This is a genomic window from Wolbachia endosymbiont (group A) of Philonthus cognatus (assembly GCF_947251755.1).
Classification (GTDB): Bacteria; Pseudomonadota; Alphaproteobacteria; order Rickettsiales; family Anaplasmataceae; genus Wolbachia; species Wolbachia pipientis.
The window spans coordinates 1,599,466-1,613,554 of record NZ_OX366388.1 but is presented as its reverse complement, the minus strand read 5'-3'; the positions used below and the strand labels follow the sequence as shown (position 1 = coordinate 1,613,554).

Here is a 14,089-nt window from a genome sequence, read left to right as displayed (position 1 = left end):
CATGTCCGTTTTAGTAAACAAAGATACAAGATTAATATGCCAGGGTTTTACTGGTGCACAAGGCACATTTCATTCAGAGCAAGCAATTGATTACGGAACGAAAATGGTGGGAGGTGTAACTCCTGGAAAGGGTGGTAGCACTCACCTTAATTTACCGGTTTTTAATACTGTAGCAGAAGCCAAAGAAAAAACCGGTGCAAATGCTACAGTTATATATGTACCTGCTAAATTTGCTGCTGCTGCAATACTTGAAGCAATAGATGCAAAAATAGAATTGATAATTTGTATTACAGAGGGCATTCCTATACTTGATATGGTGAAAGTTAAGCGTGCGCTTATCGGCTCAAAAAGTCGATTGATTGGTCCCAACTGCCCGGGAATTATTACACCTGAAGAATGCAAAATAGGAATTATGCCTGGCCATATCCATAAGCGTGGACACATAGGAATTATGTCTCGCTCCGGAACTTTAACTTACGAGGCAGTAGCACAAACAACCGCTGTTGGTCTTGGTCAATCCACATGTATCGGAATTGGGGGAGATCCAGTTCATGGTATGACATTTGTTGACTGTATGGAGCTCTTTTTAAAAGATGACGATACTCATGGTATTGTAGTTATTGGTGAAATAGGTGGAAACGAAGAAGAAGATGTATCACATTTTGTAAAAACAGAAAAAACTAAAAAGCCAATCGTTGGTTTTGTAGCAGGCCAAACGGCACCTCCAGGAAGACGTATGGGACACGCTGGAGCAATCATCTCTTCCAGCGGTGGAAGTGCTGGTGCAAAACTAGAAGTTATGCGGAGCGCTGGAATTGCAATTGCTGAAACCCCTGCAGTAATTGGTAAGAAGGTATTGGAAGTAATGCATCACTAGAATTAGGATCACAAAAACCCTATATCACCGGTCATGAATACGTTATTTGCCCATTCGATTAATAACTTGCCTCCTGGTAAATTTACTGAAGTCTGTTGGGCAACCAGATATCCACGTAGTGTGGATGCAACAAGTGCTGCACAGGCTGCACTACCGCATGATGCAGTAATGCCTGTACCTCTTTCCCAAACTCTTAAAGCTATTTCTCCAGACTTTTCAACTTGTGCAATACTAACATTAATTTTCCGAGGAAATAATGCGTGATTTTCTAGCTTTGGTCCTAAATTTCGCAATGGTATTTCACTTATGTTATCAACAAAAAAAACTATGTGAGGATTGCCAATATTTACTGCAACAGGATCTTTTAGCATTTCAAGCTCTATAGGTAAGTGAAGAGTGTCACACTCAGTAGACAAGGGAATTTCATGCCATTTTAGCAAAGGTTTACCCATGTTAACCTTTATGGATTTATCACCCACTTTAAAACACTCTAAAATGCGTTTGCTTGTTAGCTCAATAATGGAGTATTCAGCACCTTTTTCTGACATTATCAAATATCCAACACAGCGTGCTGCGTTTCCGCACATTTCAGCTCGACTTCCATCAGCATTATAGATATGCATAAAACAGTCTGCAGCATTAGACATTGTTATAATTATCACTTGATCACAACTGCTTTGATCAGCAATTTGTCTATGGTTCCAGTCTAAATTGTTTGTTGAACGTGAGTCTATGATAACGAAATTGTTACCAGTGCCGTGCATTTTGATAAAATTTTCAGAATTTTGGCCACTCATCATAAAAAAATATTTCTTCTATTGGTCTTCTTTTCTTCTTACTTGTTTCAGCACCCTCTTCTTCGTAACCAACCGCTATCACTGACATTACGTTAAAGTCATTGGGTATATTGAACTCTTTCACTATTTTATCTCTATCAAATCCACCCATTTGATGGGCCATTAAGTTCATAACTGCAGCTTGTAACATAAGTCCATAATTTGCTGCACCAGTATCATGATTAGCCCAAAGATTTTCTCCTTTACCTTGTTTACGGAAGTTTTTAGCACTTAAAGATATGATTAACACTTGTGCATCTTTTGCCCATTTTTGATTAGATTCATCAAGGCAATTTAGCAGCTTTTCCCATGCGCTTTGATTGTTCTGTTTGTTGCATATTACGTATCTCCAGGGTTCATCACCAAAACATGAGGGAGTCAGCCTTACAGCTTCCATTAAAATATCCATGTCTTCCTGAGATATTGCTCTTGTAGGATCGTATGAACGTCCGCTGTGTCTTGCTTTCATCAACGATAATAGATCTTGTTTACTCATCATTTTTAATTTAATAGTGCATAAATAATTCATTGTAGCACAATATAAGCAAAATTTAAATTGCAAAACCTCTCATACACATATATTACATTTAATAAGTTATTTTTATTGGGAAGGTATGTTTATAACACAATCTAGCAGCAGATCAACACTGGCTGAAATATTGTCTTGCGTTTTACTTTTATTCTTGATGGCTCAAATAAGTATACCATTGCAGCCTGTGCCTATCACATTGCAAACTTTAGGAGTAATGCTTATTGGGCTTAAATTTAACCGCAGAACAGCATTCTATTCTGTGCTTACATATCTATCACTTGGTGCAGCAGGATTGCCTGTTCTTGCGAATTTTTCTGGTGGTTATCACGCTCTTCTTGGACCAACCGGTGGATATTTAATTGGCTGTTTAGCTGCTGTTATGGTAATGAGCAAAGTAAATGAATTACTGAACTCTAAATATAAATCATTTGTGTGTAATTCTTTAAGTTGTCTGGCTGGTACAGTTGTAATCTTTATTTGTGGTGTTAGTTGGCTTGCTGTTTACTTGGGTCTGGGACAAGCAATAATGGTGGGTGTTTTACCATTTATCCTTCCTGGTTTGGTAAAAATTTTTCTACTTGTAGCAGCTTTGCAATATTTGAAAAAATGATAAAATTCCGCCCTCATCATTTCATGTGCACCCTCGCGTTTCGGGGATATGGGTATTCTCAGGGTTTTGTAGAAAATTATAAAAGGATAGCAAGCAAAGTAATTAGTACTCAAATCGAAGTAGTTGGTAACCTTGATAATATCTGTAGTGCTTGTCCAAATCAGACTAAACAAGGTAAATGCACCACACAAGCTAAAGTTTTAGAGCTAGATAGAAGGCATATGGAAATTTTAGGAATTAAAATTGGCGAGACTTTAACTTGGAATGAGGCAGTAAAAAAGATTAGGGAGAAAATGTCTTTAAAGAAATTCGAGTACGCATGTGAGGGGTGCAACTGGCAGCCATATGGAATATGTAAAAATGCCCTTTTAAATCTACAAAGGTAGTTGACAAAATGTTAAGATAAATTGAAGCATTTTTGTGGAAATAAAGCGAAATATGGAAGACAAAAGATAAATGCATTCTGAAAAGCTACACAGCATGTTCGTCCCGCTAATTAATAATATCTTTATTATTGTATGAGATAGGTAATTTAGCATTTATGAATTTGTAATGTGTTACGCATAGCTCAAAGAAATAAGGTTTACTGGTTACACGCTGCAGCCAATGCCACAACACTAGGACCTATGTTTATCTGCATGTTAATTTGCGTTGTGATTTTATGGAGGTCTTCTGTTACCTATGCTAGTGAAAATTTGGAGATACAAAAGGCCTTCGATAGTGTTGTCAAGCATATAAAAGCTGATAAAAAATATAAAGATCTTGATGTTATTGAGAGAAAAAGTGACAAATTTAATATCAAAATTTCGCAGAATTCTGGCAAGAGTTTTGACATATACTCTACTTTAAAAAAAGCAAAAGATTCCTTTGAATCAGGAGATAATGAAGCAGCTATTTCTCTCCTTAATCAGATTATCGCAAAGTTTCCTTATCATAAAAATGCTTTAATTGGATTGGGAAATATTTATTACGCTAATAAAGAATACAAAAAAGCTGTAGAGATTTACACAAGACTGTTAAAAGAACACCCTAGTAACCCTTACATATTAAAAAATTTTCTGACGATAATCTCACAATATGATCCTGATCTGGCGTTGAGTGAAATGTTAAAATTGTATGATATACATAAAAATTATGCTCCTTTATTAGCAAATTTAGGTATGATCTATATGAAAAAGGAGGATTATGTAAAAGGTAAAGAGTATATGATAACTGCTATTTCCCTCGATGAAAACAATATTTTTTATACTTATAATTTAGCTGTTATTCTAGATAAACTTTCAGATTTTCAAAATGCTACAATATTCTACTTAAAATTGTTGAACATGGCTACAACTTCGAAAGATGTGAGTGAAAAAATACCTTTATACAAAGTGACAGCAAGACTAAAATTTATAAAACTTCACAGCACGCACTCAAAGATTTCATAAAAGCTTATAGCTCACCTAAATCTAATTTATCGTATCTGTTCAAGGGAGTGGCTAATGTGCAAATATTGAAGCAAAGTGTGTGAAACACAGCTGTACGAACATTTGTTTGCAAAGGTAATTTACACAACAAATGCATAACTGTACGAACATTGTGATTTTGGCCTATTAGGAGGGTGTCATCCCAGTGCTTGACACTGGGATGGCTTTGTTGCATCGCTAGCTATGATGGATTAAAGATAAAAAAGGTGGAGAATATCAGTAGCTTATTATTCTGGTATTTACAACAAGAACGGTCAGTGAATACCTAAATTTGAGTAAAAGAAATTTCACTACCACTCACTAATCCGGCTAAAATTCAAGAATTTCAATGCTTTAGCTATTTTCAATAGAATTAAATTTATTAATATAAATAACAAATTACTATTCTTAAATTTGATCAGATTGATTGCAAAAAAACAAGATTTTCAATAAGTTGCTTATAATCCTAATTATAGTTAGCCTTTCATAAGTAGCGATGCAACAAAGCCCACTGGGATCCAGGAATTTTATTAAGTTGGCGAGCATAAAAATAGCTGTTTTATGTTAAAATACAACGTTTTAATGATTATGAAAAAGCTGGATTCCAGTGTCAAGCACTGGAATGACACCATTCTTTTTTCTGGATCCCAGTGGGCTTTGTTGCATCGCTCAAGTGAAAAGAACTGGCAGTTACTGACAAAATTCATTATAAATAGCGATTTAACTGTTGAAGAAAAAATATGCCACAAAAAATGAGGGTCAGTAACCATAGCGAATATAACAAATTTCTAGAAAAAAGAGGAAATATTTTTCATTATATCAACGAAGCCATAGAAAAGTGGTACGAGAATGGTCCAAAAATACCAGGTGGCAACAATATTTATAGCGATAAAGTTGTAATTTTGGTGCACATAATAACTTGTTTATTTAGAATAGGCCTGAGGCAAACAGTTGGGTTTATAGCAGGATACCTTGAGCAAATTGGGAAAAATTTGCAAGTTATCAGCTATTCACAATCATCAAGAAGGTTTAAGAAACTCAATATTAAGATCAATGATTGCAGAATTGATAAAAATAATATGGAAGATATCGAAATTGCTATAGACAGTACAGGAATTAGTATATACAACAACACTCCTGGTCATAGCAAAGAAAATAGCGAAGATAGAAAGTATCGCAGCTATGAACAGACAAGAAAATTGCATGTAATGTTGAATACAAACAGCAAAAAAGCCATAGCTGTAAAATACAGTAACGGTGTCTACTCTGATCACTATGGAGCTTGTGATTTGCTAAAAGAAGTCGATTTTCAGTATGTCATAAAAGTACTATATGCAGATAGGGCATATGACAGAGAAAAGCTCTATAAGCTGTGTAATCAATATGGTATAAAAACGAAAATTCCTCCGAAAAACAACGCAGCAGAGCATCCAAAGTTAGACTATATGGCTGAGAGAAATTCTGCAGTCAAGCTCATAAAGTCATATGATGAAGATGGTATAAAGAAGTGGAAAAAAGAGATGAGTTATGGAAAAAGATCTTATATAGAAGGTTTTTTCTCGCGATTAAAAAAGACATTTGGGTTTAGTTTTAGGAGCAAATCTGAAATTAATCGTGAGAAGGAACTGCTACTCAAGTGTTATTTGCTTAACAAATTTACTGAAATAGGCATGGCTAAGTTTGAGATAGCTTCATGAATTTATTGTACGTTACCTACTATCCGAAGAGCGATGCAACAAAGCCATCCCAGTGTCGGCTACTTGGACGACACCATTTATTGTAAGGACTTACCTCACATTTACTCTATGATTATCTTTTTAGATCACCTTGTCTACCTATTTTGCCACTCTGCTGAACGGATACAATTTATTGCTATTTTTGTTTACAATAATAATATTGAGCTATAGAATTAAATCTAAAGGGGCAATTAGCTCAGCTGGTAGAGCATCTCGTTTACACCGAGGAGGTCGGCAGTTCAAGTCTGTCATTGCCCATTTGCTTAACTGAATGTTAGTATTATTAATTACTTCAATTAAAGTATAAAAAATGCAGGATAATATAGTACCAATCTCAATAGTAAAAGAGCTGGAAGATTCTTATCTCTCCTACGCAATGAGCGTTATCATAAGCCGGGCTATACCTGACGTGCGGGATGGATTTAAACCTGTTCACAGGCGCATATTATATGCAATGTCAAGAGCTGGATTCGATGCCGGTAAGCCATATAAAAAAGCGGCTCGTATAGTTGGGGACGTAATGGGGAAATATCACCCACATGGTGATGCAGCTATTTACGATTCCTTGGTCAGGATGGCTCAAGATTTTTCTCTTCTTTTACCACTTATTGATGGGCAAGGTAACTTTGGTTCGATAGATGGAGATCCACCAGCTTCAATGCGATACACAGAAGCAAGACTTCAAAAAGTGTCGCACTTTTTACTGAATGATATTGATGAAGATACAGTTAATTTTAGGCCAAACTACGATGGAAATGAAACAGAACCAGTTGTGCTGCCTGCAGAGTTTCCGAATCTATTGGTAAACGGTGCAAGTGGTGTTGCAGTTGGTATGGCAACCAATATTCCTTCTCACAACCTTGGAGAAATAATAGATGCTTGTATGTTATATGTAGATAATCCTGAAGTTACTTTGGATGAGTTACTTGAAGTGATGCCAGGGCCGGATTTTCCAACTGGGGGAACAATTCTTGGAAGGTCTGGAATAAGATCAGCATTTGCAACTGGTCGTGGATCAATTGTTGTGCAAGGCAAGACTCATATAGAAGATCTGCCACAAGATAGGCAAGCAATAGTGATTGATGAAATACCTTACCAGGTAAATAAAGTAAAATTAATTGAGAAGATAGGTGAGCTTGTAAAAGAAAAAAGAATTGATGGTATAACAGAAATTAGGGATGAGTCCGATAAGTCTGGTATTAGAGTAGTAATTGACCTCAGAAGAAATGCTGAAGCAAGTTTTATACTTAATCAAGTATTGGGGCTAACTCCACTAAGAAGTAGTTTTAGTGTTAACACTTTAGTGCTCAATAACAACAGGCCTGCTTTGATGTCGTTAAAAGAAATCATAGCTGCTTTTGTTGACTTTAGAAAAGAAGTGTTAATCAGGAGAACAGAATTTCGTCTAAGAAAAACGAGAGAAAAAGCTCATATATATATAGGGCTCTACATTGCGGTCCTCAGCATAGATGAAGTGATAAAAATCATCCGCGGTGCAAAAGATCCTGCGGAAGCAAGTAGAGAACTTTTAAATAAAGAATGGAAAACTTCGAATGAAATCAACACTATTATCGAGTTGATTTCAGATAGCTCAAGCTTTTTGAAAGATGGAGTGTATAGATTAACTGAGCTACAGATTAAGGCTATCCTTGATATGAAACTGCAGCGTTTAACAGGCCTTGAAAAAGACAAATTAGAAGCTGAGCTAAGTTCAATGATCAACCTGATAAAAGAATATATCGCTTTTCTTGGCTCAGGAGAGAAGTTGATGAAAGAAATAAAAAACAATCTACAAGAAATAAAGAACAGATTTGCTGTGCCGCGAAAAACTTCAATAGAGGAGTCAGACGCGGACATTGAAGCTGAAGATCTAATTCCACAAGAGGATATGGTGATAACCGTAACTATGAATGGTTATATCAAGCGTGTGAAACTTTCTCACTACAGAACTCAGCGTCGTGGTGGAAAAGGAAAGCTAGGACAGGGATTAAAAGAAGAAGATGTAATTACAGAATTATTTGTGACAAATACTCACACTAGCCTCTTATTCTTTTCTAATATTGGCCGAGTCTATAGATTAAAGGTTTATAAGTTGCCTCTTGCAGAACCAACTGCACGTGGAAGAGCGCTTGTTAACATATTTCCGCTTAGCGATAGTGAAACTATAACTAATATCATGCCATTGCCAAGTGAAAATGACGAAAATCAAAACATAGTTTTTGCTACTGCCTATGGAAACATAAGGCGTAACTCTTTAGCGGACTTTCACTATATTCCAAGCAATGGAAAAATAGCAATAAAGCTCGATGAAGGAGACAAATTAGTATCGGTTAAGGTATGTAATGAAATTGACCATGTTTTACTTTCAACAACGCTTGGAAAAAGTATCAGATTTGTTGTAAGTGATGTGCGTCAATTTAAGAGTCGCAATTCAGATGGCGTAAGAGGTATCAAACTTGTAAAGAATGACAGCGTGATATCCATGACCATATTAAATGGGATAGGTGTAGCAACAGAAACAAAAGAACTTTACTTAAAAGTTCCACTTGCAAAAAGACTGGGGACTGCAATTAATAACTCCATTGATTCTAAATTGGAAAAGACTTTGAATGATTTAGGAATAGATAACGAATTATTCTTAAAACTTGCAGTGAATGAGGAGTTTATATTAACTATTACTGAAAATGGCTTTGGTAAAAGAACTTCTGCGTATGAGTATAGAGTAACTAACAGGGGTGGTGTTGGTATCACCAATATTCTTACTACTAGCAGAAACGGTAATGTTGTTGCTAGTTTTCCAGTTGAGCAGGGTGATAATATAATGCTTATTACAGATAAAGGAAAGTTAATTCGCATTTCGGTCAATGAGATTAGAATTGCAGGACGCAGCACTCAAGGAGTCACTCTGTTTAAAACAGAAAGTAGAGAAAAAGTGGTGTCAGTAGCGAAAATTGAAGATCCTGATTCCACTGAAGATAGTATTTTTGAAGTTGAAAACTCTATCGCTTCTTAACCGTAGTATAGGTTAAACAAAAAGCGCAAGTTTTTGTTGATTAATACGCAGTATTTAAATTAAAATATATACTTATGGCTAAGTAAAGATCAATGGACAAAAAATTAACTAAAAATAAAAAACCACTGGCAGACAAAGAGGATAAAAAAACACCTCCTGTTAAAGATCTTACTAAAAATAAGAGTAGGAGAGATTTTATAACATTAACTACATGCGCTATGGCAGGTATAGGAGCTGCAAGTGGACTTTGGCCACTGGTTAAATCTATGAATCCTTCTGCTGAAGTTCTAGCAACTTCCACAGTGGAGGTGAATTTGTCTGGAATTCAGGAAGGACACGGAGTAAAAGTAAAGTGGCAAGGTAAACCAGTATTCATTCGTAGACGCACAAAGCAAGAAATTGAGGCTGCAAGAGCTGTGAATGTGAAGAGCTTGAGGGATCCTCAATTAGATGAGCAGAGAGTATACGAAGGAAAAGACGAATGGTTAATTATGCTTGGAATATGTACACATCTTGGGTGTGTACCGGTTGACCACGCTACAAGAGATGGTAATGGTTGGTTCTGTCCTTGCCACGGTTCATATTATGATACATCAGGTCGAGTAATTGGGGGTCCTGCACCGAAAAATATGGCTGTACCTGATTATTTTTTTCCCAGTGAGAATGTTGTGGTAATTGGCAAGAAGGCTTAACGGAACTCGTTAAAAAAAACTCACAGGATCAACATCTATTATTACTGCAATACTCGAATTCAAGTTACAATTTTTAATCCAATATTTCAGCTTTTTTTGTATAGATAAACTGTGTTTATTGTGTATTTTTAATAATACCCTATACCGATACTTATTATTTAAAAAATTTATCGCTGCTGGTGATGGGCCAAGAATTTCAAATTCCTTTTTGTCTACACCTACATTTTTTTCCTGGATACAAGTAGTTAAGCTACTTGGATGACAAAGAAGAGATTTTACTATTTCATTCGCTGCTTTTTGTGTTGCAATCTGATTCTTACCACAGATTATAAGCGCTATTAATCTGCTAAATGGTGGCATTTTGGCTTCGCGTCTTGACTTAAGTTCGATTTCATAAAATGAGTCTCTTTTTTGATGCAGCAATGCTTTTATTATTGAACTTTCAGGATTATTGGTTTGCACTATTACCATTCCTTTTTCATTAAACCTTCCTGATCTGCCTGCAACTTGGTGCAATAATTGATACGTCTTTTCCGCTGCTCTCAAATCAGAATTTTCGAGACTCAAATCTGCATTCATTACTCCAACCAAAGTTAATTTGGGAAAATTGTGCCCTTTAGCAATTATTTGTGTGCCGATTATAATGTTCACCTCTTCTTTCAATATCAAGTCAATTACGTTACTAACCGACTTCTGATCGCTGCTTATCATCGCAGTTTTTGCGTTTGGTATTAATTTCACCATTTCTTCAAGCAACCTTTCAATTCCTATGCCGTAGAGGGACAATGGCTGTTCACTTTGGCAATTAGAGCATTTCTCTGGAAGTTTTAATTGATAAGGGCAATGATGGCACAAAAGAGCATTTTTTTTCTTGTGATATGTAAGCCAAACAGCACAATTTAAGCAGGAAATTTTATATCCACACTTTTTACAAATTGCCAGTTGTGCATACCCTCTGCGGTTTAGAAAAAGCATAACCTGCTGTTTTTTCTCTATGGTTTGTTTGATGCTTTCAAAAAGCTCAGAGGAGATCCATTGCTTGTTGTTCCTCATATCTACTACTTTAATGAGTGGCAATTCTGCACCACCAAATCGTTTAGTTAGCTTTACATGATTGTAATTCCCGTTTTTAACATGATGAATCGTTTCAAGCAGTGGAGTAGCTGATGATAAAATAATCGGAATATTTTCAAATTTGGCTAAGATTATCGCCATATCTCGAGCATTATATATAATTCCCTGTTCTTGTTTAAAAGATGAGTCGTGCTCTTCATCAACGATAATCAATTTTAGGTTTTTATAAGGCAAAAAAAGCGCTGACCGTGCACCAATAATTATCTGCGCATTTCCATTCGCTATGCTGAGCCAATTATTCCGGCGAGTTTTTGGAGTGAGCTCTGAGTGCCATTCAACTAAGTTTTTTGATATCTGACCATGAATACGGTTTACCAATTGTGAAGTTAAAACAATTTCAGGCAAGAGGATTAGCACTTGCGCATTACCTTCTCCTGATGTCATTTCAACATATTCTGGTGTCATACTAGTACGTGGCAAAGACGGTATGCTAAATGTTACAGTGGGTTTTGCCTTGAGTATAAAGGTGTCATTCCAGTGCTTGACACTGGAATCCAGGAATTTTGATTGTAAATTAGGTATTGGTTTTAAGTTAAAATAAACATTTGTAATGAGGTTATATGAAAAACTGGATCCCAGTGTCAGGCTACTCGGATAACACCCTCTTGGTAGACCCAAATCACAATGTTCGTACAGTTGTGTCTCTGGGCACTGGGATGGTAAAGTCTGAGCAGCATTTGGAACGGCAGTGTAATTCTTAATCAATTGTGCAATCACAGAGAGATAAACTTCGGTTTTTCCAGACCCGGTCTCACCGTCAAGCAAAGTCACTGAATATTCGTTCAAATTGCTGATTATTTTATCACTAGCTACCTGCTGTTCAGGACTCAATTTGCAGCTTATTTCACTTGTTTCCTGCTTTTGTTCAACACAAACCAATTTATCTATGTGATTTACTTTTAACACTCCTCCCATTATCACTTTGGCAAGCATACCAATAGGTATTAAGTTGTATTGCGCAACCCACTCTGCAAATGCAATCAATTTTGGTCTAATATTTGGTAAATCGATTTTTTGCTCAATAAATTTTAATTCTCGGTTACTTTTATCACTGTATTTCCAAACTATTCCGATTAAGCGTTTTTTGCCAAATGGCACTACTACGTAATCTCCAAGTAAAATCTCAGTACTTTCCTCAATTGCATATGAAAATAACTGATCAATTGGAAGTGGTAGTAATACGTCAACTGTTTTTGCCATAGTGATTGAGTTTAACATTGTTTTAAAGAGCTTGTAACTTTATTAAGCTTGGCAATATAGATGAATCGGTACAGAGAAAATCTTAATGTTTAACACATTTTTCATAGTACAGACCGTATGATTGATAAATAAAATGATTTATAGAATTTGTGGAGGCTACCAATGGTCAACGACAAGATTACTTTGAACTTTGAAATAGAAAAAGGCGAACCTATAGATCGATACTACTTTTCTGCACATATAAAGCTTACAGATGAAAGCAAAAATCTTTTGCGGGAGAAGCTTGGCAGTACAATTCAATTCGATAATCTAGATGATCACTTCAATCTTAACCATGAGAATTTTTATATCTACTACAACAAATATAGTGAGCACAATGGTAGAAGTGAGCTACACGTTAGGGATGATAACGGTAAATATTTAACCTCCAATCTTCCACTTAATTACTATGGATTCTCAATGGAACTATCACCTGACGGAGCGTCAATTGCAGATTATGGTTTTTATCCTCTGTATGCAATCTATAACCCAAATCACTATGATAAAGCAAAGGAAAAAGTATTTGATGATCACGGTGAATTGTCACCAATTGCATCAAATGTGTTAGATAATTTTTTAAGCAACACAAATAGTTTAACCACACAAGATATATTACAAAATGTATTCTCACAACTGCAGAAGAAAGCTGATGAAGAAGCAGAAAGATTGGCAAGAGAAAGAGAAGCAGAAAGACAAAGGGAGGAAGAGTTAAATGAAAAGAACGAGGAGTTAAAAGAACTTGTAGAAAAGGATGAGATTAAAATATTCAAAGTGGTAAAAGGTAATGATTTAGGTAATGGGCATTCAGCAGTAGTTTTACAACTTGATGGGGAAGAAGGTGACAAGATACCTCTCGACTCTAGTAAATACTACATAGCAGAGTATAGACACCACCCAGAATGGGAAGGCGATGAATATTTAAATTTTGTTAGCCCTGATAGTGATATGCTGGTTAATTATGAAAACTTATTTTTTGTGCTCAATCAAAGCTCCTACTCAGACTTTGAAAGTGGGTTTTATTCAGAAAACAGAACCGATCCCCATAATTATGCTAAATATTCAAAGGAACCATATTTGAGTGGTGACCAGCTATCTGAAAAATTATCTAATGAATTGGAGGAAGATAGCAATCAGATAGGTACTGAATTTACAATTGATGATGAGCAAGTAGACGAAGAAGTTGTGGTAGAGAGTGAAGCCAAGTCTGGGGAGAAAGGAACGGTTGGTGAGGATAACGCAAAAAATACTATACAGGAAGAAGAATCTAACTATATAGATCAAATGCAAGCGGATGATAGCAGCAGTTATAAACCAGCTTTGCAAAGCAATCGTGATGATTATGCTGATACGAAAAAAGCTCTGCAGAAAAAATTGCATGGAGATGAAATACACAAGCAAAGTAATGAGAAAGCTCAAAAAGATATAGAAGTAAAAAAAGTAACTGTGGAAACTGACAGTAGCAGTAATAAGACTGAAAAACAAACAAAACCAACAGAAGATGAACAAGAAACTGTTATGGCAAGTGTGATAGAAAATATGGATAAAAATTCTGATATTGAAGCAGAAACTTCTAACAGTGTTGCAAATTCACAACATCCCTTAAAAATAAAGACAGGAAGTCCTCTTGAAGTGGGAAAGTATAAGGTGGAGCTGCAAGTGACATATGATGATGTAAAGAATTTTTATGATACCGTACGTGGTAAATATCATGCTGGCGATGGATATAACTACGAACAAGTAATGGTTTTATATAATGAAATTGTTAGGCCCGCTCACAATCATCATTACGAGCTGTTTACTCTTGATGAAGCACATGTTGCTAATGATCACCTGTTTATCAAGGGTCAGGATTTTGGAACTCTAAATGATTTTAATGAGATGTTCTATAAAAGTGATGAGTTAATGTGATGTAAAAAGCAAGATTCAATCTGGTGAACGAGAGTTAACTGACAGAGGAGATTGACACGTATGC

At 35.8% G+C, this 14,089-nt stretch carries 12 protein-coding genes and 1 tRNA gene; 10 read left to right on the top strand and 3 right to left on the bottom strand.

The window, feature by feature from the left end; genetic code table 11:
* The first annotated feature begins 1 nt into the window (after position 1).
* Positions 2–877: a succinate--CoA ligase subunit alpha gene (gene sucD / locus OPR21_RS07440; protein ID WP_006279821.1), complete on the top strand. Its 876-nt coding sequence runs from the start codon at positions 2–4 to the stop codon at positions 875–877.
* Between the two features lie 8 nt (positions 878–885).
* Here the strand turns inward: sucD and dapF are convergent, their stop codons facing one another.
* A complete protein-coding gene (gene dapF, locus OPR21_RS07435; RefSeq protein WP_006279822.1) occupies positions 886–1,674 on the bottom strand; it encodes a diaminopimelate epimerase in 789 nt (262 codons plus the stop codon).
* Entirely contained in the window at positions 1,655–2,242 is a 588-nt protein-coding gene (locus OPR21_RS07430) for a nitroreductase family protein (RefSeq protein ID WP_006279823.1), read from the bottom strand. The genes dapF and OPR21_RS07430 overlap by 20 nt, the downstream gene beginning before the upstream one ends.
* Before the next feature lie 85 nt (positions 2,243–2,327).
* Here OPR21_RS07430 and OPR21_RS07425 point away from each other — a divergent pair, with 85 nt between their 5' ends.
* The 8 genes from OPR21_RS07425 to petA all read left to right on the top strand — a co-directional run bounded on the left by OPR21_RS07425 (position 2,328) and on the right by petA (position 9,744).
* Positions 2,328–2,855: a biotin transporter BioY gene (locus OPR21_RS07425; protein ID WP_006279824.1), complete on the top strand. Its 528-nt coding sequence runs from the start codon at positions 2,328–2,330 to the stop codon at positions 2,853–2,855.
* A complete protein-coding gene (locus OPR21_RS07420) occupies positions 2,852–3,241 on the top strand; it encodes a DUF1284 domain-containing protein (RefSeq protein WP_006279825.1) in 390 nt (129 codons plus the stop codon). Before OPR21_RS07425 ends, OPR21_RS07420 begins: the two co-directional genes overlap by 4 nt.
* Positions 3,242–3,409: 168 nt before the next feature.
* Positions 3,410–4,285 (top strand): tetratricopeptide repeat protein, encoded by an 876-nt coding sequence (locus OPR21_RS07415; RefSeq protein WP_265029909.1) that lies wholly within the window; start codon positions 3,410–3,412, stop codon positions 4,283–4,285.
* Between the two features lie 579 nt (positions 4,286–4,864).
* Positions 4,865–5,059: a hypothetical protein gene (locus OPR21_RS07410; RefSeq protein ID WP_265029908.1), complete on the top strand. Its 195-nt coding sequence runs from the start codon at positions 4,865–4,867 to the stop codon at positions 5,057–5,059.
* Positions 5,044–6,000: an IS5 family transposase gene (locus tag OPR21_RS07405; RefSeq protein WP_265029893.1), complete on the top strand. Its 957-nt coding sequence runs from the start codon at positions 5,044–5,046 to the stop codon at positions 5,998–6,000. Before OPR21_RS07410 ends, OPR21_RS07405 begins: the two co-directional genes overlap by 16 nt.
* A 224-nt stretch (positions 6,001–6,224) precedes the next feature.
* Positions 6,225–6,297, top strand: a tRNA-Val gene (locus OPR21_RS07400).
* Between the two features lie 52 nt (positions 6,298–6,349).
* A complete protein-coding gene (gene gyrA, locus OPR21_RS07395) occupies positions 6,350–9,052 on the top strand; it encodes a DNA gyrase subunit A (protein ID WP_006279827.1) in 2,703 nt (900 codons plus the stop codon).
* Positions 9,053–9,144: 92 nt separating this feature from the next.
* Complete coding sequence (petA, locus tag OPR21_RS07390) at positions 9,145–9,744, top strand: ubiquinol-cytochrome c reductase iron-sulfur subunit (protein ID WP_010963095.1); 600 nt, start codon at positions 9,145–9,147, stop codon at positions 9,742–9,744.
* A 9-nt stretch (positions 9,745–9,753) separates the two neighbouring features.
* Here petA and priA read toward each other — a convergent pair whose 3' ends face one another.
* Entirely contained in the window at positions 9,754–12,096 is a 2,343-nt protein-coding gene (gene priA / locus OPR21_RS07385; protein WP_265029907.1) for a replication restart helicase PriA, read from the bottom strand.
* Between the two features lie 144 nt (positions 12,097–12,240).
* On the opposite strand from priA, the gene OPR21_RS07380 reads away from it, so the two are divergent.
* Complete coding sequence (locus OPR21_RS07380; protein ID WP_077188420.1) at positions 12,241–14,025, top strand: hypothetical protein; 1,785 nt, start codon at positions 12,241–12,243, stop codon at positions 14,023–14,025.
* Positions 14,026–14,089 lie beyond the last annotated feature (64 nt).